Here is a 21,950-nt window from a genome sequence, read left to right on the forward strand (position 1 = left end):
GAAGGGAGGGGAGTTTTGAGGTTTAACGTCTAAGGCTCAATGTTTAGACGGGGTCGCCTAAACATTGAACCTTAGACGTTAAACCTCATTTCAGTTCCGTAAACGTATTATAATGGTCACTGGTATACCAGGCGCGGCCGTCAGAGCCGGTAATGAGGCGTTCGGTGCCCCGATTCTGGCCCGGTACTTTCGGGTTTACATCCCACTCCTGATAATCAATTGGTTTGCCGTCGGGGCCGGAACGGGGTAAATGATTCTCGAAGTTACCAAACCGTCGGCCGCCCACATACCCATCCATGGCTCGGCCATTAGCCCGAACGTAGGCGAGCACGTCATACGCTTTTCTCGGAATCGGTGCTGCCTGCCTACGGGCACTGCCTGTTCTGGTTGAGCGTGTATCTTGCTGATAACCAGTTATTGAGCTACTGCTGTCGCGTTGCTGATATTGCTTATTATAATGCCGCCGGTGGTGTTTCTTACGCGACGACTGCCCCTGCTCCGTTGTAGCAGCTTCTTTCGTACTCGACTGACAGTCAGCCAGAATCGAGGCACCAAAAAGGAGAAAGAGAAACAGGAAATGGCGCATAGCAAAAAAACCTATAAGGTTCTGAAGACCTTATAGGTTTAGTGTTCAGTTCAGCGAAAACATGGGTACCCGGAGCGACACGACGTTGTTGAACATTAGCTCGCTCACGTCGGGTTTCATATAGTTGATGAGGGGGAATTCAGAAATCGTTTCCAGCACCTCAAGCTCCGAATCACCATTGACAATGCACCACAATTTGGCCCGGTCTGCTGAAAGTGAATAGGACAAAATGCGTCCCTGTTCCATCATTTCGTTGATTTTGGCCCGCTGCGATGGTATTTTGGACATAAAGACCTCATCCATTTCTGCCAGCGTAAACTCGACCATAAATTGGCTCATAGTACTTGTTGGTTAACGGCCAGCCAGGGTATTGGCCAGTACCGTGTTAACCAAAGATAACTCATCTTCATTAATTGTGTGGCCGCCATTGGGGTAAAGTTTGGTCTGCACAACAGCGCCCATACGCTCATAAACTGCTGCCGTTTCCAGCACCCGCTCTTTCGGAATATGCGAATCCACGTCGCTGCATCCCAGCACCACGGGTGTACCAGTCAGGGCGCCTTCATATGTACGCGGGGTGCCGTCAGGGCCAATAAGCCCGCCACTAAGGCCAAAAATACCCCCGTAAACAGCCGGATTGCGGGCAGCAAACTCCAGCGTCAGGCATGCACCTTGTGAAAATCCCAGCCAGTATAGCTGCGGCGTTTTCAGGTTATAATCGGCCTGTAAGCGTGCCCTGAGCATGGCCAGCAACGTCAACGCCGACGACAACCCCGGCTCGTTTTGCTCGGTGGGTTGCAGAAACGAATAGGGGTACCAGGTACCACCCGTAGCCTGTGGAGCCACAAAAGCCATATCTGGCGCGTTCAGGTGCGCCGTCAGCGAAAGAATGTCCCGTGCCGAACTGCCCCGTCCGTGCACCATCACCATCACCCGATTGGCCTTTTCCAGGGGTACGCCGGCTGTGAGAAAATTGCTTGGGTTGTGTGTCATGTTAGCTCAACACAATCGTTGGCAAAGCGGCTTCCAGTTTGGTGCGGCGGGATTCATACTGCGGTGGTAGCATAAGGCCTGTACCCAGGCTTTCAGGGGTTTCGTCAACGGCAAAACCAGGCGGATTAGTGGCCACTTCAAACAGCACACCGCCCGGTTCGCGGAAATAAATGCTGTGGAAATAATTGCGGTCCTGCACGGGCGTGGGTACATAACCGGCGTCGGAAAGATGCTGACTAATAAGTAGTTGCGTCTCGTCGGAATCAGTTGAAAAGGCCACGTGGTGCACCGAACCCGCTCCCTGCAAGGCTCGTATGCTGTTGGGATCAACCAGCACGTCGACGTAGTTGCCCGGCCCGCCACCGCCCGCCTCGAACCGGAACCGATTGGCTTCTTCGGCAACTAACCGGTGCTGCATTACGTTGGTGAGCAGATCAACGGTACGGTCGGGTTTGAGTTGATCGAGGGTAACAGTATGAAACCCCCGCACCGAAAACTCGAGCGGAATTTGTCCGTTGCTGTAGCCAAGCCGTTTATCTATATCGTTGAAAACCAGTTCGATACCCATGCCGTCGTAGTCTTCAAAACGAATGAATGTTTCGGCCAGCCGTTTGGCGGGTGTGGAGTAAGCAATCTGGAACTGGTGCAACCGGTCGAGCCAGAACTGCATCCCTGCAACGGGTACTGAAAAAGCGGTGTATGTCAGTTGACCAGCTCCCTTGCGCCCGCGAGGTATGTTGCCGTAGGGGAAAAAGGTCAGAATGCTACCCGGAGAGCCTGTTTCGTCGCCGTAGTAAAGGTGATACACGTCGGGGGCATCAAAATTGACGGTCTTTTTCACCAGCCTAAGCCCCAGCACATGGGTGTAGAAATCAACGTTGCGCTGCGTATCACCAGCCAGAGCCGTCACGTGGTGAAGGCCATTGATGAGGGTTGCCATAAGTAAATCAGGTTAAAAACAAATGTATTTAATGTATATACACGAAAAAATCTTATTTTGTTCAATTTATCTGGTCAGTCAAATAAGGAATAACTAAGTCTATAACCCACATGGCCCGCTGCCTCGTGTAAATGAACCACTTGCCTAACACTGAGTTAATCTGCTTACCCATTCGCTACATCGTGTCTATTGCTCCAACGTCAATTCGTTTATGAGTCCCCCCTCCCCTACTACCCCACGTCCCGTGCTTACTCCCCGCCTCGACAAAATGCTTGTTGCGTTGTATGAGGTGACGCGGTTTGTGGGCCGGTTCTTCCGCGAAGTGTTACTGCCTCCTTACGAGGGCCGCGAGATCATCCGGCAATGTTACGAAGTAGGCGTTCGTTCGCTACCCCTCATTTCGCTAACGGGCTTCATCACGGGTATTGTGTTTACTAACCAATCGCGGCCGTCCCTGGCGCAGTTTGGGGCTACGTCGTGGTTGCCGTCGCTGGTGTCTATTGCGCTGGTGCGGGCTATTGGTCCCCTAGTCACGGCCCTCATCGCCGCCGGGCGCGTAGGCTCGAACATTGGGGCCGAACTAAGCTCCATGCGCGTGACCGAGCAGATCGACGCCATGGAAGTGTCGGCCACAAAACCGTTTAAGTTCCTGGTTTCCACGCGGGTACTGGCCACTACGTTTATGATTCCTGTGTTGACCATGTATGCCATTTCGGTGGGTTTGTTAGGTGCTTTTTTGAATGTGAATAGCAACGAGGCCACCAGCTTCCGCAGCTTTATTTCGGAAGTATTCAACACAATCACATTTCTCGATATCTTCTCGTCGCTGGCTAAATCGGTCGTTTTCGGGTTTACTATCGGCATGGTGGGCTGCTACCAGGGGTATAATTCATCGAAAGGGACCGAAGGCGTTGGGAAAGCGGCCAACGCTGCCGTGGTGACATCCATGTTTTTGGTGTTTATCGAAGAGTTGTTCTCGCTGCAAATCGTCAGCGCCATCCGTAGCTTTTAATCCGCCGCGCTATGAACAACGAGCCAAAAAAGCCTGCTGAGAAGGTCATCGAGATTGAGAATCTGCACGTTGCGTTTGGCGACAATGAGGTGCTAAAGGGAGTTGATCTGAGCCTCTACCGGGGCGAAAACCTGGTGGTTTTAGGCCGCTCAGGAACTGGTAAATCGGTGTTAATCAAGGTATTAGTGGGACTATTAAAGCCCGATACAGGCCGGGTAGTGGTACTGGGGCAGGATGTGGTAGCCAGCGATACCACCGAACTGGACAAGCTACGGCTGAAGGTGGGCTTTTCGTTTCAGAACAGCGCCCTCTACGACAGCATGACCGTACGCGAAAACCTCGAATTTCCCTTAGTACGCAATGTGCGAAACTTGTCGCGGGCCGAGATCAACCGGGCGGTAGAAGAAGCCTTGGACGACGTGGGGCTGAAACAGGCCATCAACCAGGTACCATCTGAACTGTCGGGCGGGCAGCGTAAGCGTATCGGTATTGCCCGGACGCTGATGCTCAAGCCCGAAATCATGCTCTACGACGAACCTACAGCTGGTTTGGACCCCATCACCTGCACCGACATTAACAACCTCATCAACGACGTGCAGGAACGGCGGGGGGCGTCGGCTATTATCATCACCCACGATCTCACCTGCGCTAAAGAAGTCGGCGACCGCGTGGCTATGCTTTTCGACGGGCAGTTTCAGCGCGAAGGCACCTTCGACGAAGTGTTCGCCACCGACGACAAACGCGTACAACAGTTTTATCACTACAACTTCACTGAATAAGGCACCATCCATCAACACTATGAAATCAAATCGACGTGCCGTTATTGTCGGCTTATTTGTACTAATTGGCTTGGCGCTGCTAGCGGCGGGCATTCTGTTTTTAGGTGGTCAACAGAAACGTTTTGTATCGACCATTCAGATCAAGGCCGTTTTCAATGACGTGGCCGGATTGAAAACGGGTAATAACGTCTGGTTTTCGGGCGTAAAAATTGGTACCGTCAAACGGATCAGTTTCGTGGGTTCGTCGAAAGTAGAAGTCGATATGAACATCGAGCAGAGCGCGGCATCCTACATTCGGAAAGATGCCATGGCCACGCTGGGTTCCGACGGGCTGATTGGCAACAAACTGATCGTGATTGTGGGCGGCACCCAGCGTCACCCACCCGTTGACGAAAACGATCAACTCCGCGTTCGGGAGGCCCTCAGCACCGAATCTATCCTGGATACCTTGCAGGTAACAAACCGCAACCTGCTGAAAATCACCACCGACGTGGGCAGTATCGTTACTCGCGTTCGGAGTGGGCGTGGTTTGGCGGGCGCGTTGCTCTACGACTCAACCATTGTGCGCAACTTCCAGTCGTCGATGGCGGGTTTGCAGCGGGCATCGGCCAATGCGGCTACGATGACCAATTCGCTGGCCACGTTTACGGCCAAACTAAATCGCCCCGGCACCCTGGCCAACGACCTCATCACCGACACCACCGTCATGCGCGACATTCGGACCTCAACGGCGCGACTGAAGCAGGCAACGGCCTCGGCCAACGACGTAGTGGCCGACGTGAAACAGGCTACCCAGAAACTTAACAACGGCAACAGTGCCATTGGTGTGCTCACCAGCGACCTTTCGGTGGGTAACGATATTCGCAGCACCATCCGAAATCTGAACAGTAGTACCAAGAAACTAGACCAGAACATGGAAGCCCTCAAGAGCAACTTCCTGTTCCGGGGGTATTTCAGAAAGCAGGAAAAGCAGAAAGCAAAAGAGGCCAAAGAAGCCGAAAAAAATGGCCTGCCCGCCCCCGTTGATTCAACTCGCTGACCAACAGGGAAAACAGATAAGTGGCTGACTACTAACGAGAAAGAAAGGGTCGAGGTAGTTTGGTGAAATTTTTGCTGTAATGTGGTTTACGCGTCAGCCTAATGCGCGTACTTTGTTGATTGACCAAAATCAACCGCATTTCTATGAAAAAATTTACCGTTTATGCCCTGATAGCCGGGTTGATTTGTTCGGCTTCGGCCTGTCTGGATTCCAGCGTCAGCGAACCCACGGCCACAAACATGCCCAATGGTGGTCGTGAAGAGGCACCTACCCGGCAATGCGCCTCTATGGATGTACTGGGAAAACAACTGAAAGAAAACCCCGGTCTTCAACGGAAGATGGATGACATTGAAGCCCACACCAATCGGCTTGGGTTGCTGCTGAAGACAGACCCATCCGCACTGTCTACGGGTCCGCTGGTTGGCACGCTGACTATTCCCATTGCCATTCACGTGATCTACAACTCGTCTACGCCGCAGGAAAACATTTCCGATGCCCAGATTCAGTCGCAGATTACCGTACTAAACCGTGACTACAGCAAAACCAACACCGACATCTCGAAGGTACCCACCGCGTTTGCATCATTAGCCTCGAATATGCAGTTCCAGTTTCGCATTGCCAGCATCGACCGTAAGGCGTCGGCCATGACCACCTGGGGCACGTCTGACGCGATGAAGAAAACCAGCTACGGTGGTGTGGCTCCTGTCTCGCCCACCACTACGCTCAACATCTGGATCTGCAACATCGGCAGCGGTATTCTGGGCTATGCACAGTTTCCGGGCGGCGCAGCGGCCACAGACGGTGTGGTGATCAGTCCCAAGTATTTCGGCAGCAGCAGCCTGGCAGCAGGCTATTATGGTGCCCCGTTTGACAAAGGCCGCACGGCTACGCACGAGATTGGTCACTGGCTAAATCTGCGCCACATCTGGGGCGATGCCTCGTGCGGCAATGACCTCGTAGCCGACACCCCAACCCAGTCAACGAGCAACTTTGGTTGTCCATCTTTCCCGCGCCGAACTTGTGGCAACACCACCAACGGCGACATGTTCATGAATTACATGGACTACACCGATGACCTGTGCATGTTTATGTTCTCGGAAGGCCAAAAAACCCGCAGCCGGGCCATATTTTCGCCGGGTGGCCCACGCGCCAGCTTTGCGCCTTAAGAAGCTGCTCTAAGTTAGGTTGTCTGCCTGATAAAGCTTTTCCACGATGCACTAGACGCATTGTGGAAAAGCTTTTTTTGTGACGCAGGCATAGGCGATGTCGGCTATTAGTATAACGATATATTAATACTAACTACTTGTTTATATTTTTTTACAGCATCTGCTTTCATTTCGCAAAAACTACTACCTTGTTTTTCTAAATCAACTTAATCGCCTACACATGAAAAAAATTACGATTTATGCCGTCGTGGCAGGGCTAATCTGCTCTGTCTCGGCCTGCCTGGATTCGAGCGTCAACGACCCTTCGGCAAGCTCATCACCAAACGGTGCCCGGCAAGAAATTGGTCGGCAGTGCGCTTCGATGGATGTACTGGCCCAGCAACTGAAAGATGACCCAAGTCTCCAGCAACGCATGGACGACGTGGAAAAGCACGTCAACAAACTGGCAAACCTGCGCAAAACGGATCCTACGGTGTTGGCTACAGGCCCGCTGAGCGGCACGCTGGTTATTCCGGTGGCCATCCATGTGATCTATAACACGGCCGTACCACAGGAAAATATCTCCGACGCCCAGATCCAGTCGCAGATTACGGTGATGAACCGCGACTTCAGCAAGAGTAACGCCGATGTTGCCAGTGTGCCCAGTGCTTTTGCTCCTTTGGCTGCCAACATGCAGTTTCAGTTTCGCATTGCCAGCATCGACCGCAAAGGGTCAACCAAATCATCGTGGGGTACCGCCGATGCCGTTAAAAAGACGGCGAAGGGTGGCGTAGCGCCTATTTCGCCTACTACCACGCTCAATATCTGGATCTGCAACATTGGTGGCGGTATTCTGGGTTATGCACAGTTTCCCGGTGGTAGCTCAGCTACGGATGGTGTCGTGATTGGACCGCAGTTTTTTGGCAGCAGCAGCCTGGCAGCTGGGTATTATAGTGCGCCCTACGACAAGGGCCGTACCGTTACGCATGAAGTGGGCCACTGGCTGAACCTGCGCCACATCTGGGGCGATACCTCGTGTGGCAATGACCTCGTGGCCGACACCCCAACCCAGTCAACGAGCAACTTTGGCTGTCCTTCGTTCCCACATAAAACGTGCGGAAACACCACCAACGGCGACATGTTCATGAACTACATGGACTACACCGACGACCTGTGCATGTTTATGTTTTCGGAAGGTCAAAAAACCCGCAGCCGGGCTATTTTCGCCCCCGGCGGTGCCCGCGCCAGCTTCGCGCCCTAGCAGGTCAGCTAATATCAATAACAGCAAAAAGCCAGACGGATATCTGTCTGGCTTTTTGCTGTTATACTATTGATGATCAATAAGTTGACGTGGTCGTCTATCCCGCCCAGTTTTCGCGGTTGAGGCTGCGGTATTGAATGGCCTCCGATTAGATTGGCTACAGGCCTAGAAGCTGATGCGCTTTTTGCACAAGCGGGTCGGTTTTGTACAGTTCGCGGCCTATCGCGTCAATGAACGGCTGCATTTTAGGTCGAACAGTGGTTTTGTTCGACTCAGAAAGCCGATAATAGTACAGAAGCATATCATCGGTAATCCGCTGCTTCTCTTTTAAAGTAGTGGCCTGCTCAATGCGCTCTATATAGTTGTCTACTAGTTCGGTTATCAAGATCATAGTTTTTTCACATCTAGCTTCTCATGAATGATGACAAGCAAATCGCGGTAATAGATCGCTTTGTTAATCAACGCCTGATATTCTGCGTCATCGGCATTAACGGAATACAATATAAGCTGATCTTCAGTATCTGACAAAGCTCGATTAATGCCAGCCTGCAAATCCAATAAATTCTGTCTTTCTTCTTTCGACATAGAAATTTTAGAGGTTATCCCGCCCAGTTCTCGCGGTCCAGGCTGCGGTATTGGATGGCTTCGGCCAAGTGCTCGATTTTGATGTCGTCGGAACCAGCCAGATCGGCGATAGTGCGCGATACTTTCAGGATACGGTCGTAGGCGCGGGCCGAGAGGCCGAGGCGTTCCATGGCGGTTTTGAGCAAAATGCGCCCGGCGGCGTTGATTTCGCATATTTCCTTCACCATCTGCGAGGGCATCATAGCGTTGGAATAGATCCCCTCCTGCCCCTCGAACCGCTTTGTCTGACGTTCACGGGCAGCCACTACGCGTTCCCGGATGGAGGCCGACGTTTCGGCGGGGCGGTTGCCGGTCATCTGGTCGAACGAGACGGGCGTGACTTCCACGTGCAGGTCGATGCGGTCCAACAATGGTCCGCTAACTTTATTGAGGTATTTCTGCACCACGCCGGGGCCGCACACGCATTCTTTTTCGGGGTGGTTGTAATAGCCGCACGGGCAGGGGTTCATGCTGGAAATGAGCATGAAGTTGGCCGGAAACTCCACCGCCCATTTGGCCCGCGAAATGCTCACGCAACGTTCTTCCAGCGGCTGTCGCATCACCTCCAGTGCCGACCGTTTGAATTCGGGCAATTCGTCCAGAAACAGTACGCCGTTGTGCGCCAGCGAGATCTCGCCCGGCTGCGGAAAGCTGCCCCCGCCCACCAACGCGGCGTCGGAGATGGTGTGGTGTGGGGCGCGGTAGGGCCGTTGGGCCACCAGCGTAGCCTTTTTGCCCAGCTTACCCGCCACCGAATGAATCTTGGTCGTTTCCAGCGCCTCCTGAAGTGTCATTGGGGGCAAAATGGTGGGCAATCGCTTAGCCAACATGGTCTTTCCCGCGCCCGGCGGGCCGATCATGATGACGTTATGGCCCCCGGCGGCGGCGATTTCCAGTGCTCGCTTGATGTTCTCCTGCCCCTGCACGTGCGCAAAGTCGGCATCGTAGCTGTTTTGGCTACTCGAAAACAGATCACGCGTATCGACCACGAGCGGGTCGATGGTTTGTTTGCCTTCAAAGAAAGCCACCGCGTCCATCATGGTCTGCACCGGAATAATGTCGAGGTTGTTGACAATGGCGGCCTCGTGGGCGTTTTCTACGGGCAGCACAAAGCCTTTGTAGCCCTGTTTGCGGGCCTCAATGGCAATAGGCAGCACGCCTTTAATGGGCCGCAGGGCACCGTCGAGGGCCAATTCGCCCATGATGACGTAGTCTTCCAGGTTCTTTTCCAGCGTGACTTGTTCCGAAGCCTGCAACACGCACAGCGCAATGGGCAGGTCGTAGGCCGAGCCTTCTTTCCTGATGTCGGCGGGAGCCAGGTTGACCACTACTTTCTGGCGGGGCATTTTAAAACCCGAATATTTCAGGGATGCTTCAACGCGCTGCTCACTTTCTTTCACGGCACTGTCGGGCAGGCCCACCATGAAGAATTTCATGCCTTGTCCGGCGTTGACTTCAATGGTAATAATGGTGGCGTTGACGCCATAAACGGCGGCTCCGTATGTTTTTGCCAGCATGGCACAAGGGTAAAGTTGCGGTGGAAAAAGGCTAACTGCCAATGCTCAAAGCTACTCATTCGGGCGCATTTGTAGACAGGCTTCTGCCTGAGCAGGAACTATTTAGGCCTGCAAATTTTTGATTTAGTCTATGGGCCGCTGACTAAAAGTGGGCAATAAGCGATAAAGATGGTCCGTTGTTTTCGTATAGGTGTAGCTCAAAACCACGATGTTATTGCATTACTCTACGTTTACCCTTCAATTGTAACCAACCAATTTAACTAACTATTAGTATGGAGCAACGAGAGCAACAACCCCGATCATCCACCAGTACGGCCCTGGTAGCCGCTTTAGTACTCATGACCGGCGTGGCCGGTGTGATGGGCTACAAGTACTACGATAAAGCCGAGGTGGTAAGCACACAGGAAGTGGCCATCGCCGAGCGCGTTGAAGAACTGGCCAATACCCGCGTAAAACTGGATTCGATCTCGAATTCGCTGGACGCAAAGATTGCCGAAGTAAAAAAACTGGGTGGCGACGTAACCGAACTGGAGAAAGTACGGGCTGACCTTGAAAAAGACAAGCAGGCACTGGCGCGTGGGGCTAAAATGTCGCGGGCTACGATTGCCAAATACGAAGGCAAGATTCAGGAATACATGGCCTATCTGGCCGAAAAAGATACGCTGATCGCCCAGATTCAGCGCGAAAAAGAAGTGCTTGCGGTTGACAATCAGACGCTTAATACGGAGAACGTAACGCTGAAAACACGCCGGAAGCAGCTGGAAGATACGGTGGCTATTGTGGCATCGCAGAAAGAAGAACTGGCTACTAAAGTGACCCGTGCGGCAGCGCTGAAAGCGCAGAACGTGAAGGTATATGCCGTAAATAGTCGGGGTAAGGTGAAAGAGGACGATGCCTACAAAGCCAAGCGCATCGATAAGCTCAAGCTGACCTACTCGCTGCTCGACAATCCGCTCACGGCCGAGGAACCCAAAGACGTCTTTGTCCGTGTGCTTGACCCCGACGGCGCCGTGGTATCGGATATGGCCAACGGTTCGGGTACATTCAGCGCCAATGGCGACGAGATGGTGTATACCGCCAAACAGACGGTCGATTACCAGAAGTCAGGCAAGAACGTGGAGTTTCTTTACACCCGTGGTACTCAATACCGCCCCGGTAAATACACTGTAGAGCTTTACAGTGAAGGCTTCAAGATCGGTGCCGGCGAGTTTGCCGTTCGGTAATAAGCTAGTAAGAGTTAATATAAAAAACCCCGCTACAGGTTCTGTAGCGGGGTTTTTTATGGTCATGCGCAGCGCATGACCAATGACCTTACTGCTTTGAGCCAATAAAGACAAACCGATCCGATTCAGGGCCAGCTAACCGCGATAACCGCAACACCATGGCTTGACTTTCCATACCATTGCTGCTGAAGGCCCGATCCATCTGCGCCGTGCCGATGTCTTCGCCTGCGTAAACCAGCTTAACCCGCTGATCAACAAGGCGTTGAAGCTGTACGTGTGGTAATGTAAACGTCTGGGCCACTGGATACTGACGTTGATACGTGATCGTAACGGCCACGTCCGATTCCTGCCTGATGCCTACTGCGGGCATTTGTGTGGCGGGTAGGGCCACACACGATACATCGAGGTAGCCATTGGTTTGGTAGCTCCCCGCCACCTCACCTGCCAGGGTTGGGGCGACGTCGGTGCCTCGGCTACAGGCCGTCATGGCAAACAGCACTGTGCTCAGCAGTAAAATACGGCTCATAGTGATCGTTGATTATTGAGTTGCCCCGTTGGCAATATGTGCACTATATACTAGACACTAACTGTTCGTAAAACGTTGGAACCGAGGCATCCGTATTTCAGCTTTTCAGGTAAAACGCTTACGGTTGTTTCACTCCGCGTACCTCCGTTTTTACTACTGCCCCTGTTTGTGGATCTTTTACCTCCGTCTGCGTGGTAAAGGTGTCATTGTCGTAACGCGCTACTTTCTGTCCCTGATTGTAGAGGTCATAGCCGCTGCCGTTGTCTTTGATCTCCATCTGTTGTACCGTATTCACCAACTCTTTCGGATCAATTCCCGTCTGGTCAATCAGTGACTGGTCTATCTTCAGAGCTATCGTGACATCAACGGTGCTTTCTGTTTTACGGGCAATGTTAAGCGTAGCCGAAAATAGCTCTTTGCCGTTCATCACCAGCGGCAGCGGTATACTCATGGCTGGTTGGCCAACCTGTTGAATCGAAATGTAGTTGAGCACATACACCCCCGACATCCGCCGGGCGCGGTCGGGTTGGGGCGTGGCATTGTCGCCCGATTTTGAGCAACCGGTCAGCAGGGCGAACAGGAGCAGAAAGGGTAGGATTGATTTCATGATTACGATGCTTGTTTTCCGTCAATAAGTAACGCTGAATCAAGCGTTTAAGCACAAAATTTGATCCATTTATATTGTGCGGTCGCTGGTTAATTCCGGCCTAGTTTCAGAATCTCGGCGTAGGTCAGCCCCCGCGCCATACCCTTGACGGTCATGGCAATACGTTTGGCTTTGGTTTCGTGCGTTTTGGCGCTCTCTATCCACTTGTAATAATAGTTGCGATGGCTGGGTGGCATCTTGTTGAAATTAGCCAGTGCACCAGGTTCATCGTCCAGACAAAGCAGCAGGTCGTCAGACTGAGGCAGCGGGTCGGTATCAAGGGCCAGCGTAACGCGTACGGTGGCCCCGGCTTCTTTGCCAATACCTCGCCGCATGGTTGCGTTGACGGGTATGATGAAGGAAGCATCCTCGACCTCGCTTGTGTTTCCCATTGGAATGAGAGCCACCAGCTTTAGCGGAAAATCATCCAGTAGGCCTTTCACCCGGAACGACGTTTTCTGGCCGGGGCTAAGCACATCAGTTATAGCGTTGGGCACATAGATGTATGTCCAGGCCGTTTTTTCGCCGTTCTGGCCCATTCGTAGCAGCGTTGCAACAAACGAGCTCATGGCGCAACAGACAGGGCTTCATACTGCGCCAGCGTAGCCTGGAGAGACTTTTTCATCTCATCGACCAGGGTTTGGGGCTGTAACACCGTGAGGTGTTCGCCGTAGGAGCGCAGGTGCATGAGCAAGTCGCGGTTGGGGGCCAGTCGCAGGCGTACCACGCAGGCTGAATCAGTATCGCTGAGCACTTCCTGGGTTTGGTGAATTGGCTTGGCTTTCACGTACCGACCAAATAACGGGCTGAACGACAGCACAATCTCCTCTACCGGGCCACTGCTGTCGGTGATGCCATAAATGTGCTCAAACAGTTCGCTGACGTTGTTCAGCACCTCCTTGGGCACATCGCAGGGGTCGTCCAGCAGGCTTAGGTCGCTCATGCGGTCAAGGGCGAAGGTGCGCTCTTTGTTTGTTCGTTCGTCGTAGCCAATCACATACCAGCTGTCCCAGACTTCGCGGAGCAGGATGGGATGCAACGTGCGCAACAGGGGCACGGTGCCCTGCGCCCCGGCGTCGTGCTTGGTGTAGCGAAACATGATCTGCCGGTTCTGGTTGATAGCCCGGATCAGCATGGGTACGTACTGCCGGTTGCCACCCATGATGCGCTCCTCTACATACACCACGCGTCGGGCTAGTTCAGCCGTGCCCTCGCCGGGCTTCACCTCACGGATGATATCGAGGCTTTGGCGGACTTTCTGAAGCGCGTTGCTCAGTTCGTCGGCTACGGATGCTCCCTGCGTGGCGGCCAGCACCTGCCGGGCGTAGTCCAGCGCCTCCATGTCGTCGGGGGTGAGCATAAGGCGCAGAAGCCGAAACTGCGGGTTGGTGTAGTAGTAGCCGTCGCTGCGTTTGTCGTAGGCAATGGGTGCGTCGTGGTCTTCGCGCAGGCGCTGAATGTCTTTTTCCAGCGATGATAATGACCGGATGCCGCACTGATCGCGGCAAAGCTCGAACAGTCGTTGCTTGGAATACTGGCGTGGGTACCGGCTAATCGTCTCATCGATAAGGCGATAGCGTTGAAAAGCAGAGCGGGTGATAGGCATGGGGAAGTGTTTTTTTCTTCCCAAAAATATTTCAAAAAAAATAGAACACCGTAAAAAGATTACGTGCAGGGGGATAAATCTTTGTATAGGACATTCACATAGCAACTCATGACTCAAACACAGCGTCCTCAGCAACACACACCCTACCGGTCGGCCAATCGGCTTTCGAACCGGCAACTGTTTACCATCGAGCTTGGCCTCTACCTGCTGGCCGAACTGCTCCCCACGGCGCCACCCGGCAGCCTGCCCACGCTCCTCAACGGCGACTTACCTCCCAACAGCACTACCTGGACCGCCCGTCAGCGCCGTTGCCTCGACCGGGGCCGTATGTTGCTCGGTAGCCTCTGCCAGCGTAGTGGCTGGAACGACCTGCTGGACCGCTACGCCCAGTTGGCCACTGCCCAGCAGGCCTTCGACATCAGTCACGACCGTAGCCAGTTCAACGCCAAAACGGTCGGTTTTTTCCGTAATCGTGCCTTTACGTTCCGTCAAATGTTGGCGTAACACCCCCCTCTCGTACAGCGAACAACAACAAACCATGAACTCGTCTTTTGTTTCATCTCTATCCGTGGCCACGGTACTGGCTCCTGCCCGCTTTGGGTGGCAGGAACCCCTGGCCACGCGCCTCCGGCATCAACACCGGCTGGCTGGTCAGTCGGCTAATCGGCTGTTAAACATTGAGTTAGGTCTTTTTCTGGTCACCGAACTCCTGCCCATGGCCCCTCCCGAAGCCCTGCCCGATTTGCTCAACGGTCACGGTCCGGCCTATGAACAGCGGCCTGTATGGTCGCCGAAGCAGCACCGACTACTGAGCCGGGCGCGGGCATTGCTCCTCCCCTACCAGAGCCGGTCAGTGTGGTTTAGTGCCCTGGAGAAATACGAAGCCTGGCCCGCCGACACTCGTCTGTTCAGCCTCGGCCAACAGGGTTCCATCATCTACTCAGCCCCCAACCACATCCAACGCGAACGCCTCACCCTCTTCTGGCGGGCAGTTGTTTAGAACTTAGAAACAAGAGATAAGAAGCCAGAGACAAGACTTGCTCTCCTCAGCTTACAGCAGTCAGTCTTGTCTCTGGCTTCTCATCTCTTGCCTCTCCCCCATGAAACCAAAAAAACTAAACCGGCAGGTGGTGCGCTCGGCGGCTACGATGCTGATGTTGATAGACGGAAGTACCACAGCACCCACCGTGAAAGAATACCTGCGCGACCGGGGGTACCGGGCGGGGCAGTCGGAGGTGGCGTGCTGGCTGTTGCGCATTGCCCACCGCGAAGGCTGGATCGTGAATGACAGCGGCCTGTATCGGGTCTACCAGTTTCCCGCGTTTATGAATACGCCCGTCCCCAGCGTAGCTGCCCGACCTACAATCTGGATGCCGTTGAGTATGAGCTAGCTTATGCAAAATAATACAACACTCCTACGCTGATGGCCGTGAGCAGACCAGCCCAAAGTGAATCGCTACCAGGGGCAAAACCGGCGCGAAGAACCGGGCTGTGATGCGGTACTTCAGCGGCCTTCTTTGGCCACACAAACAGCCCTAGCGTGGCTAGTGCAGCCCAGGGGGCAACGGTTTTGGGTGAAAAATGAGCCAGGAAAATCAGGCTCAGAAACACGGCCTGCACCAGCAGAAACAGCCCCACAGCGCGGGCTAACTGCGGCCCATCGACTGACACGCGGAGCCGTTCGAAACCAATCAGATTTTGGTTTGGATAGACCGTGCGGCTAAGGACGATCAGGGTGGAGAAGCTGAGCAAAAACGTCAGGAACACCCGGTGCATAAAGTTAAGTTTCGGGCCGAACAGGGCTACCACGGCGGGCACGTTGGTCAGTCCGTAGTTGTAGACTAGTTCAACCAATACGCCGTAGGCAGGGGCCATAGCCATGGCCCAAACCGCTGCCCGCGCTGAGGCCCCCCGCCAGAGAATGCCCACAAAAAAGGCCACCATGATGCCCGGCGTGAAGTAGGACAGCTGCGCCGACACTTTCAGCATGAAGTTGTTGGTCCGGTCAGGGGTGTAGGTATACAGTGCCAAACCAATGCTGGCAATGACCATGACCACAATCATCTGCCGCCCAAACCGCACAATCTGCCGGTCGGTGGCTTTGGGGTTTACGTATTTCTGGTACACATCTACCGTAAGCAGGGTGGTGGCGGCGTTCATCATCGAATCGACCGACGAGAACGTGGCGGCAACCAGCCCGGCCAGAATCATGCCCACCAGCCCCACATTGCGCGGAATAACCGTTTCTACGAGCTTAAGAAAGGCATTGTCAGAGTTGAAATCGAGGCCGGGGAAGCGCTTTTCAAACAAATAATAGGCTGCTACCCCCGCCGCGATGCTGAAAAACGGGATGGTCAGTTTCAGAAATCCGCTGGCAATAATACCCCGCCGGGCGTCCTGATCGCTGCTGGCAGCCAGTACGCGCTGTACCAGAAACTGGTTGGTGGTGAAGTTAAAGCAGTGCTGGAGCAGCAGGCCCGTGAAAATGCCCGTCCAGGGCAGGCTAGGGTGGTTGCTAGGCAGGTAAAGGTGCATTTTCTGCATAGCACGAGGCTGGGCGGCGTCGAGGTTAAGCAGTCCGGTAAACCCGCCAATTTCGGGTTGACTGAGGGTGAAATAAGCTACTGCAAAGCCCGCCGCCAGCATCATCACAGTCTGAATGGTGTCGGTGATAACAATGCTTTCCATACCGCCCCAGATGGTATATGAGCAGGTAATCAGCCCAATCAGCAACAGCCCCTGCCAGTAGCTGAGCGCGAAACTGGTGCCGCCAAGTAGCCATTGTAACGTGATACTACCCACGTAAAAAGACCCCACCAGCTGCACCAAAATAATGAGAATCAGCAGGATCGTGTAAAGCAGTCGGGCGTGCTCGTTATAACGCACCTCCAGGTATTGCGACAGCGTGAACACCTCCAGCCGCCGGTACGAAGTCAGAAAGACAAAGCAGAGCAGCAAAATGGCCGGAAACACAATCTCATAATGCGCCTGCACAAACCCGATGGAGTACCCGATACCGAGCATCCCGATCAGGTGAAACGATGAGATGTTCGTCCCAAACACCGATCCTGCCACGGTCCACCAGCGAATGTTACGCCCGGCCAGAAAATAGTCAGTTGCGTTTTTCTTTCGGAGTGCCACAATGATGCCCGCCGTAGGCATAATCAGGAGCATCACGATCAAAACAATCAGGTCGAGGAGGGAGAGTTGTGCCAGCATAGGGGGTAAAAATAAGGATTCGCCCGCCTGCTAGTGCCGCCCGGTGCTAAACGTCCGATGTTACCACGCCAATTCGACTTCTGATCGCAATAGTTAACGTCAGTATAAACAGGCCTATATCCATGACCGTAATGAGGCTGAATCCCTGTAGGTAGTTGTAAAGCGTGAGGCCGGTCACGTCGCTGATGAGCAAGGCCACCAGGCCAGTGCCCACCACCAGCACCAGCCGGGTACGAAGCCAGCCAAGCTGCGTGAGCAGCACAAACAGCATGGGTAAGGTTAACACCAGCGTGACGTGATGCCCTTCCCAGGCCACGCCCGCCACCAGAATCATGCTCAGCAGCACCAGTAGCCAGGTGGTAGGCCGGGGTTGGGTGGCGGCACGGCCCTGCCAAACCTGCCAGAACGTGATGCCTACTACCAGCAGTTGCAGAGTTGTACTCATTCGCCGCACCACCGAAACAGGCCAGTCGGCGATGTAGTACCGAACGCCCTCCACGTCGGGGTGGGCGGTGAGCAGTTTGAACAGGGCCGAGGGAATACTGAAGCTGATCCAGTCAGTATAGACTTTGCCCGCTAGGAAGGGGGTGAGCGTAATCTGCCAGAAATCGGCGAAGTCCTGCATGCCCCGGCCAATACCCCGCTCGAGTAAAATGGCCCCTATAAAAAAGGTGCTGATGGCTAGTGATTTAACTAAAACTGGCCCCGGCCGGCGGAAAAACAGCACGCCCACCAGCAGCACAGGCATCACTTTCAGCCAAGTAGCGGCCATTAGGAGTACTAAGGCCCAGTTCTCGTGTCTACGCAGATAAAGCAGTATGCCTCCAAGGCACAGCAGGCAAACCAATTCATTGATGTTGACCCAGAGAATGTTATGGTAGATGTATCGCCACGAAACCAGTCCGGCAAAAAGCATGGCACCCCGCAGCGGTATACTGGGGAAATAATGACGCAGAATCTGGCGCGACAGAATCAGGATGCCAATCCAGGCTAGCCCATTGAATACCGTAAACACGCCCACTGCCCACCGAAACGGCAACCACGCCAGCGCCTGAAACACAAACGGTGCAAACGGCGGATACAAAAACTCTTCGGCACCGCCAATCTGACTATACAGGGCCTTGCCTTCCCAAAAATTAACCCCCGCCGACCAGAAAATGTAAAAATCGCCGTGGGTGGTTTCGGTAAGCACTTCGCGGGTGGCGAGCGCGGCAATCAAAACCATAATCAGGGTCACCCAGCCACGTATAGCCCAGGTCCATCGTGACGTGGCGAAAGCCCGAACCAGGGGCGGCAGCGACAGGCGTGGCAATGTTGCCTGCCTGGGCAGAGAGGGGTGCGAAGAAGTAGCCAAAGCGTAACGTAGAGTAGTTGGAAAAAAGAGCGGGTTTGGTTTACAAACCCGCTTCCCTATTTACTACGTTCTAGAGTGGCTTACTGTTGCCGATAGTTGGAAACACCGGCAGCTATTTACCCTCGATTTTAGTTAACGGCCATTTAGTACACGTCAATACCCGTAATCTTTAATGGGTTTGATGTCGTAATACGCCCGAATCTCGGCAACCGGGGGCACATTCACAGGACGTACAATGCGGAATCCGCAGAAAGAGGCCGAGGTCATCCACCAGTCAGATTTGGGGCTTTGGGGATCAATTACTTTCCAGGCGGCATCAGACGGGGTGCGGGCCGCCGAGCGAAGAATGGCCGGGTCATCGTCCCACGAACCACCGCGTACGCTGTTGGGGTAAAGCGTTTTGGTAGGGGCATAAGGTTCTTTTACGGCACCACTCGCCACGGTCGCGTAGTAGGCAGGGCTATACTGGTCCTGCGTCCATTCCATCACGTTGCCGTGCATGTCGTGCAGACCCCAAGGGTTGGGTTTCTTTGTGCCAATTTTCTTATAGCCACCGCCGCTATTTACTTTATACACAGCGTATTGGGGCAATAATTTGGGGTCACTGCCAAACGAATAGGGCGTGGCTGTACCGGCCCGGCAGGCATATTCCCACTCGGCTTCGGTGGGCAACCGGTAGAACAGGCCGGTTTTGTCGTAGAGCCAGGCGCAGAATTTGATGGCGGCATACTGCGTCATGTTAATGGCCGGATACCCCGACCGCCCCATGCCAAACGACATATCGACATAAGCCGGGCTGGGGCGGGTGGTGGCATCGGTTTTGGTCAAATCGGCCCCTTCCGGGTAGCGGGTGGCCATTTCTTTCTCAATGTTTTTGGTCGTGAAGAGGTCGTAAATATCCCAGGTTACCTCAAATTTGCCCATCCAAAACGGCTCGATAGTTACTGCGTGAACGGGGCCTTCGTCGGGTTTGCGGCCTTTTTCGGTGGCGGGGCTGCCCATCTTATACGTGCCGCCTGCAATGGCTATCATTGGGTAGACCTGATTACTACCCGAAATAACCTGCGTGTAAGACGCAAATGGGGTAGACTGGGTAAAACCAATAATTGGCAGTGTGACAAAAACGGTGGCAATGCAATAGGTGAAAAGGCGCGTCATAGATTGAATAAGTTGAGACTGGCTGGAGTCAATAAAAAAGCATCCGGCTCTTTAGATTACCCACTATGGCTGCAATAAATAATACGTTTGCTAATTATATTACAATTTATTAACAGAATAATTTTATAAATAGTGTATATTGCGCTGTTTCAATAAGCAGCACACTAGCCATGACAAAGTGCGTATTCTTAGACCGTGATGGGGTTCTCAACGAAGACCGCACCGACTATGTCTATCGCGTTGAAGATTTCATCATTCCCGATGGCGTAGTGGAGGGGCTACGTCAGTTGAAAGCTGCTGGTTATCTGCTCATTGTGATCACCAATCAGGCAGGCATTGCCAAAGGCATCTACACCCGCGAAGACGTGATGCGCTGTCACAGCTACTTGCAGGAGCAATGCGGCAACCTGATCGATGATATTTATTTCAGCCCCCACCACCCCGACTACGACACCCGCTCCCTCACCCGCAAGCCCGATTCGCTCTTGCTGGAAAAGGCTATTGCCAAGTATAACATCGACGTGCAACACTCATGGATGATTGGCGACGCACCCCGCGACATGCACGCCGGCAAACGCGTTGGCGTAAAGACTGTGCAGGTGCGCCACACCAAATCACAACCCACCACCGGCGACTGGGAAGCCCAAAGCCTGCTGGAAGCGTCGGAAAGAGTGATAAGCATATAGTGGTAAGTGCTGAGTGGTAAGTGATGAGTTTGCTGCCGCCAGCATATTGCTCTGGCGGCAGCAAACTCATCACTTACCACTCAGCACTTACCACTATTCTCCCAATAGCTTGTCAATCAAAGCGTTGAACTCGCTTACGTATTGGTCGTAGTACACGCCGGTGCCGGGGCCGGAGAAGCCCGTGTGGATGTGGCGAACGGTTCCTTTCTTATCGACGAAAATGGTGGTTGGAAAAGCGGCTACCCGGCTTAGGGCAGGCAAGGCTTTGGCGGCTTCGGCTTTGTCATTTGTACCGGCCAGCAGCACCGGGTACTGAATCTTGAACCGGTCGATCATCCGTTGCAATTTCGGGCCTGATTCAGCCATAGAGGCCGATTTTTCAAACGCCAAACCCACCACCTCTACCCCACGGCCCTTGTTTTTAGCATACCATGGAGCCATAAACCTGGTTTCGTCCATACAGTTGGGGCACCACGACCCCATAATCTGAATCACCGTCACCTTGCCCTTAAACTGCGGGTCGCTGAGTGAAACGGTTTTGCCGGTGGCGTCGGGAAAGGCAAACGTAAAGGTCTGGCCGGGCTTCACAAACGTCAGTTTAGCGGGGTCGGGGAGGGCGGCGTTGGGGTTAAGCTGCGCCGTCCAGGTTTCACGGTAAACGGGGCCGGAGTGGAAAACGCCCGTGAGTGATTTGGCCGAACCAGCCGTTACAGTACCCATTTTGGCTTTGAACAGAAACGCGTGGTTGCCATCGAAGCAGGAGAGAAACAGGCTGTCACCCGCTACGTCGCCGGCCAAGTAGCGGTAGTCGCCGGTGGGGGTGAGGAAGGTGCCGGTAACCACTGCCCTCTTTTGCTCAAAAACGCCTACTGCTAAAGTGGTGTCACCGCTGGTGCCATCACCGCGTTTTTCGCGAAACAGCGTCTGCCATTTGCCCGACAGATTAGCTGATGGAGCCGCACCTGATGCATTGAACCGGAACGACTGGCCAAAACGAGCCGAGAAGGGCACTAGCTGGTAGGTCAGGTTCGTGCGCCGTTTGCGCCACACGCCCGTGAGGCGGTCCCCGTCGAGCTTGCCTACTAACTCCGATTCAAACAGGCTCATGGGAATGTGCAGGCTGTCGCCTTTGAACGTGGCCTCGTCCATAGCCAGCCGCTCGGTACCGTTCAGCGCAAAAACGGTGTAGTGGCCCGGCTGCAATGCCGGTTTGATGTCCAGCCCGAAAGGCAGTTCGCCCCCGCTGGTTTGGAGTACCGCCCGCCAGATGCCGGGTTTCAGGCTTTGTGAGGATTGAGCATGGCTCAGCAGAGGCAGAATCAATAGCGCTGCGGCGAAAAGAAAGTTACGAACAGTCATGAGTGGTTGTATCAAGCCAGAGCAATGCCTTTCCCCGGCGTTGGCAGAGAAACGGATATTTTTAATTCACCGTTCACTGAACCTTGCCCCGCCCTGATGACGTCGATTTAGTCAGTAACGGAGTTTTGACCATCTATTTCGGCCCTACATGCAGACGCCCTCTATCCCGATCAGGTAGTAAAGCGGCTAGAAGCAGGACCGCATCATTCTGGGAAACATACCCGCCATACCATAATGGCATTCGGAGCTGGTTTTGCTAAGTTTGTATAGGGCTTGT

At 53.8% G+C, this 21,950-nt stretch carries 25 protein-coding genes; 10 read left to right on the forward strand and 15 right to left on the reverse strand.

All coding sequences use genetic code 11. The features are described from left to right. Nucleotides 1–85: 85 nt before the first annotated feature. From J2I48_RS16775 to J2I48_RS16790, 4 genes are read right to left on the reverse strand one after another with little or no spacing between them, the layout of a single operon-like run. Nucleotides 86–586: a guanyl-specific ribonuclease gene (locus J2I48_RS16775; protein ID WP_207336633.1), complete on the reverse strand. Its 501-nt coding sequence runs from the start codon at nt 584–586 to the stop codon at nt 86–88. Nucleotides 587–631: 45 nt separating this feature from the next. Further along, entirely contained in the window at nt 632–925 is a 294-nt protein-coding gene (locus J2I48_RS16780) for a muconolactone Delta-isomerase family protein (RefSeq protein WP_207336634.1), read from the reverse strand. Nucleotides 926–937: 12 nt separating this feature from the next. Next, nucleotides 938–1,579, reverse strand: a complete 642-nt coding sequence (locus J2I48_RS16785; protein WP_207336635.1) for an alpha/beta hydrolase — start codon at nt 1,577–1,579, stop codon at nt 938–940. A gap of 1 nt (nt 1,580) precedes the next feature. Further along, nucleotides 1,581–2,519, reverse strand: coding sequence for a ring-cleaving dioxygenase (locus tag J2I48_RS16790; protein ID WP_207336636.1), 939 nt, complete (start codon nt 2,517–2,519; stop codon nt 1,581–1,583). A 211-nt stretch (nt 2,520–2,730) separates the two neighbouring features. Between J2I48_RS16790 and J2I48_RS16795 the strand changes: the two genes are divergently transcribed. The 5 genes from J2I48_RS16795 to J2I48_RS16815 all read left to right on the forward strand — a co-directional run bounded on the left by J2I48_RS16795 (nt 2,731) and on the right by J2I48_RS16815 (nt 7,755). Next, nucleotides 2,731–3,531, forward strand: coding sequence for an MlaE family ABC transporter permease (locus J2I48_RS16795; RefSeq protein WP_229376403.1), 801 nt, complete (start codon nt 2,731–2,733; stop codon nt 3,529–3,531). 11 nt (nt 3,532–3,542) lie between these two features. Then, nucleotides 3,543–4,310: an ABC transporter ATP-binding protein gene (locus J2I48_RS16800; RefSeq protein WP_207336637.1), complete on the forward strand. Its 768-nt coding sequence runs from the start codon at nt 3,543–3,545 to the stop codon at nt 4,308–4,310. Nucleotides 4,311–4,329: 19 nt separating this feature from the next. Further along, nucleotides 4,330–5,349: an MlaD family protein gene (locus J2I48_RS16805; protein WP_207336638.1), complete on the forward strand. Its 1,020-nt coding sequence runs from the start codon at nt 4,330–4,332 to the stop codon at nt 5,347–5,349. Between the two features lie 143 nt (nt 5,350–5,492). Beyond that, nucleotides 5,493–6,515, forward strand: coding sequence for a zinc metalloprotease (locus tag J2I48_RS16810; protein WP_207336639.1), 1,023 nt, complete (start codon nt 5,493–5,495; stop codon nt 6,513–6,515). Between the two features lie 220 nt (nt 6,516–6,735). Then, nucleotides 6,736–7,755 (forward strand): zinc metalloprotease, encoded by a 1,020-nt coding sequence (locus J2I48_RS16815; protein WP_207336640.1) that lies wholly within the window; start codon nt 6,736–6,738, stop codon nt 7,753–7,755. Nucleotides 7,756–7,912: 157 nt separating this feature from the next. On the opposite strand, the gene J2I48_RS16820 is transcribed toward J2I48_RS16815, so the two are convergent. The 3 genes from J2I48_RS16820 to J2I48_RS16830 are packed head-to-tail and all read right to left on the reverse strand — an operon-like array spanning nt 7,913 to nt 9,896. Then, nucleotides 7,913–8,146 (reverse strand): hypothetical protein, encoded by a 234-nt coding sequence (locus tag J2I48_RS16820; protein ID WP_207336641.1) that lies wholly within the window; start codon nt 8,144–8,146, stop codon nt 7,913–7,915. Further along, a complete protein-coding gene (locus tag J2I48_RS16825; protein ID WP_207336642.1) occupies nt 8,143–8,340 on the reverse strand; it encodes a hypothetical protein in 198 nt (65 codons plus the stop codon). Before J2I48_RS16825 ends, J2I48_RS16820 begins: the two co-directional genes overlap by 4 nt. A gap of 14 nt (nt 8,341–8,354) precedes the next feature. After that, nucleotides 8,355–9,896, reverse strand: coding sequence for a YifB family Mg chelatase-like AAA ATPase (locus tag J2I48_RS16830; protein WP_207336643.1), 1,542 nt, complete (start codon nt 9,894–9,896; stop codon nt 8,355–8,357). A 272-nt stretch (nt 9,897–10,168) separates the two neighbouring features. Here J2I48_RS16830 and J2I48_RS16835 point away from each other — a divergent pair, with 272 nt between their 5' ends. Further along, the gene (locus tag J2I48_RS16835) at nt 10,169–11,119 is read left to right on the forward strand and encodes a DUF8428 domain-containing protein (protein WP_207336644.1); all 951 of its coding nucleotides are present in this window, start codon (nt 10,169–10,171) and stop codon (nt 11,117–11,119) included. Between the two features lie 88 nt (nt 11,120–11,207). Here the strand turns inward: J2I48_RS16835 and J2I48_RS16840 are convergent, their stop codons facing one another. From J2I48_RS16840 to J2I48_RS16855, 4 genes are all read right to left on the reverse strand, one after another. Beyond that, nucleotides 11,208–11,645 carry a hypothetical protein gene (locus J2I48_RS16840; RefSeq protein WP_207336645.1) on the reverse strand — a complete coding sequence of 146 codons (438 nt, stop codon included), beginning with the start codon at nt 11,643–11,645 and terminating at the stop codon, nt 11,208–11,210. Between the two features lie 118 nt (nt 11,646–11,763). Further along, nucleotides 11,764–12,252: a hypothetical protein gene (locus J2I48_RS16845; protein ID WP_207336646.1), complete on the reverse strand. Its 489-nt coding sequence runs from the start codon at nt 12,250–12,252 to the stop codon at nt 11,764–11,766. Between the two features lie 89 nt (nt 12,253–12,341). Then, on the reverse strand, nt 12,342–12,860 hold the full coding sequence (locus J2I48_RS16850; RefSeq protein ID WP_207336647.1) for a YdeI/OmpD-associated family protein: 519 nt from the start codon (nt 12,858–12,860) through the stop codon (nt 12,342–12,344). Continuing rightward, the gene (locus tag J2I48_RS16855; protein ID WP_207336648.1) at nt 12,857–13,897 is read right to left on the reverse strand and encodes a helix-turn-helix transcriptional regulator; all 1,041 of its coding nucleotides are present in this window, start codon (nt 13,895–13,897) and stop codon (nt 12,857–12,859) included. Before J2I48_RS16855 ends, J2I48_RS16850 begins: the two co-directional genes overlap by 4 nt. A gap of 108 nt (nt 13,898–14,005) precedes the next feature. Here J2I48_RS16855 and J2I48_RS16860 point away from each other — a divergent pair, with 108 nt between their 5' ends. The 3 genes from J2I48_RS16860 (at nt 14,006) to J2I48_RS16870 (ending at nt 15,288) form a co-directional block, all read left to right on the forward strand. Further along, complete coding sequence (locus tag J2I48_RS16860; protein ID WP_207336649.1) at nt 14,006–14,401, forward strand: pPIWI_RE_Z domain-containing protein; 396 nt, start codon at nt 14,006–14,008, stop codon at nt 14,399–14,401. 34 nt (nt 14,402–14,435) lie between these two features. Continuing rightward, nucleotides 14,436–14,897, forward strand: a complete 462-nt coding sequence (locus tag J2I48_RS16865; RefSeq protein WP_207336650.1) for a pPIWI_RE_Z domain-containing protein — start codon at nt 14,436–14,438, stop codon at nt 14,895–14,897. Nucleotides 14,898–14,997: 100 nt separating this feature from the next. Further along, entirely contained in the window at nt 14,998–15,288 is a 291-nt protein-coding gene (locus J2I48_RS16870) for a hypothetical protein (protein WP_207336651.1), read from the forward strand. Nucleotide 15,289: 1 nt separating this feature from the next. Here J2I48_RS16870 and J2I48_RS16875 read toward each other — a convergent pair whose 3' ends face one another. From J2I48_RS16875 to J2I48_RS16885, 3 genes are all read right to left on the reverse strand, one after another. Then, nucleotides 15,290–17,116, reverse strand: coding sequence for an SLC5 family protein (locus J2I48_RS16875; RefSeq protein ID WP_207336652.1), 1,827 nt, complete (start codon nt 17,114–17,116; stop codon nt 15,290–15,292). Between the two features lie 46 nt (nt 17,117–17,162). Further along, a complete protein-coding gene (locus J2I48_RS16880; RefSeq protein WP_207336653.1) occupies nt 17,163–18,470 on the reverse strand; it encodes a glycosyltransferase family 87 protein in 1,308 nt (435 codons plus the stop codon). 153 nt (nt 18,471–18,623) lie between these two features. Then, the gene (locus J2I48_RS16885) at nt 18,624–19,628 is read right to left on the reverse strand and encodes a formylglycine-generating enzyme family protein (RefSeq protein ID WP_207336654.1); all 1,005 of its coding nucleotides are present in this window, start codon (nt 19,626–19,628) and stop codon (nt 18,624–18,626) included. A gap of 170 nt (nt 19,629–19,798) precedes the next feature. Between J2I48_RS16885 and J2I48_RS16890 the strand changes: the two genes are divergently transcribed. Further along, nucleotides 19,799–20,314 carry a D-glycero-alpha-D-manno-heptose-1,7-bisphosphate 7-phosphatase gene (locus J2I48_RS16890; protein WP_207336655.1) on the forward strand — a complete coding sequence of 172 codons (516 nt, stop codon included), beginning with the start codon at nt 19,799–19,801 and terminating at the stop codon, nt 20,312–20,314. Between the two features lie 93 nt (nt 20,315–20,407). On the opposite strand, the gene J2I48_RS16895 is transcribed toward J2I48_RS16890, so the two are convergent. Further along, nucleotides 20,408–21,673 carry a peroxiredoxin family protein gene (locus J2I48_RS16895; RefSeq protein ID WP_207336656.1) on the reverse strand — a complete coding sequence of 422 codons (1,266 nt, stop codon included), beginning with the start codon at nt 21,671–21,673 and terminating at the stop codon, nt 20,408–20,410. Between the last annotated feature and the right edge of the window lie 277 nt (nt 21,674–21,950).

Origin of the sequence: Fibrella aquatilis, from assembly GCF_017353255.1 — a bacterium.
GTDB classification, from domain to species: domain Bacteria; phylum Bacteroidota; class Bacteroidia; order Cytophagales; family Spirosomataceae; genus Fibrella; species Fibrella aquatilis.

What these genes read in the sequence shown, in the direction of transcription:
- J2I48_RS16775 (WP_207336633.1), bottom strand. Translation starts at nt 586, where the DNA reads ATGCGCCATTTCCTGTTTCTCTTTCTCCTTTTTGGTGCCTCGATTCTG.
- J2I48_RS16780 (WP_207336634.1), bottom strand. Translation starts at nt 925, where the DNA reads ATGAGCCAATTTATGGTCGAGTTTACGCTGGCAGAAATGGATGAGGTC.
- J2I48_RS16785 (WP_207336635.1), bottom strand. Translation starts at nt 1,579, where the DNA reads ATGACACACAACCCAAGCAATTTTCTCACAGCCGGCGTACCCCTGGAA.
- J2I48_RS16790 (WP_207336636.1), bottom strand. Translation starts at nt 2,519, where the DNA reads ATGGCAACCCTCATCAATGGCCTTCACCACGTGACGGCTCTGGCTGGT.
- J2I48_RS16795 (WP_229376403.1), top strand. Translation starts at nt 2,731, where the DNA reads ATGAGTCCCCCCTCCCCTACTACCCCACGTCCCGTGCTTACTCCCCGC.
- J2I48_RS16800 (WP_207336637.1), top strand. Translation starts at nt 3,543, where the DNA reads ATGAACAACGAGCCAAAAAAGCCTGCTGAGAAGGTCATCGAGATTGAG.
- J2I48_RS16805 (WP_207336638.1), top strand. Translation starts at nt 4,330, where the DNA reads ATGAAATCAAATCGACGTGCCGTTATTGTCGGCTTATTTGTACTAATT.
- J2I48_RS16810 (WP_207336639.1), top strand. Translation starts at nt 5,493, where the DNA reads ATGAAAAAATTTACCGTTTATGCCCTGATAGCCGGGTTGATTTGTTCG.
- J2I48_RS16815 (WP_207336640.1), top strand. Translation starts at nt 6,736, where the DNA reads ATGAAAAAAATTACGATTTATGCCGTCGTGGCAGGGCTAATCTGCTCT.
- J2I48_RS16820 (WP_207336641.1), bottom strand. Translation starts at nt 8,146, where the DNA reads ATGATCTTGATAACCGAACTAGTAGACAACTATATAGAGCGCATTGAG.
- J2I48_RS16825 (WP_207336642.1), bottom strand. Translation starts at nt 8,340, where the DNA reads ATGTCGAAAGAAGAAAGACAGAATTTATTGGATTTGCAGGCTGGCATT.
- J2I48_RS16830 (WP_207336643.1), bottom strand. Translation starts at nt 9,896, where the DNA reads ATGCTGGCAAAAACATACGGAGCCGCCGTTTATGGCGTCAACGCCACC.
- J2I48_RS16835 (WP_207336644.1), top strand. Translation starts at nt 10,169, where the DNA reads ATGGAGCAACGAGAGCAACAACCCCGATCATCCACCAGTACGGCCCTG.
- J2I48_RS16840 (WP_207336645.1), bottom strand. Translation starts at nt 11,645, where the DNA reads ATGAGCCGTATTTTACTGCTGAGCACAGTGCTGTTTGCCATGACGGCC.
- J2I48_RS16845 (WP_207336646.1), bottom strand. Translation starts at nt 12,252, where the DNA reads ATGAAATCAATCCTACCCTTTCTGCTCCTGTTCGCCCTGCTGACCGGT.
- J2I48_RS16850 (WP_207336647.1), bottom strand. Translation starts at nt 12,860, where the DNA reads ATGAGCTCGTTTGTTGCAACGCTGCTACGAATGGGCCAGAACGGCGAA.
- J2I48_RS16855 (WP_207336648.1), bottom strand. Translation starts at nt 13,897, where the DNA reads ATGCCTATCACCCGCTCTGCTTTTCAACGCTATCGCCTTATCGATGAG.
- J2I48_RS16860 (WP_207336649.1), top strand. Translation starts at nt 14,006, where the DNA reads ATGACTCAAACACAGCGTCCTCAGCAACACACACCCTACCGGTCGGCC.
- J2I48_RS16865 (WP_207336650.1), top strand. Translation starts at nt 14,436, where the DNA reads ATGAACTCGTCTTTTGTTTCATCTCTATCCGTGGCCACGGTACTGGCT.
- J2I48_RS16870 (WP_207336651.1), top strand. Translation starts at nt 14,998, where the DNA reads ATGAAACCAAAAAAACTAAACCGGCAGGTGGTGCGCTCGGCGGCTACG.
- J2I48_RS16875 (WP_207336652.1), bottom strand. Translation starts at nt 17,116, where the DNA reads ATGCTGGCACAACTCTCCCTCCTCGACCTGATTGTTTTGATCGTGATG.
- J2I48_RS16885 (WP_207336654.1), bottom strand. Translation starts at nt 19,628, where the DNA reads ATGACGCGCCTTTTCACCTATTGCATTGCCACCGTTTTTGTCACACTG.
- J2I48_RS16890 (WP_207336655.1), top strand. Translation starts at nt 19,799, where the DNA reads ATGACAAAGTGCGTATTCTTAGACCGTGATGGGGTTCTCAACGAAGAC.
- J2I48_RS16895 (WP_207336656.1), bottom strand. Translation starts at nt 21,673, where the DNA reads ATGACTGTTCGTAACTTTCTTTTCGCCGCAGCGCTATTGATTCTGCCT.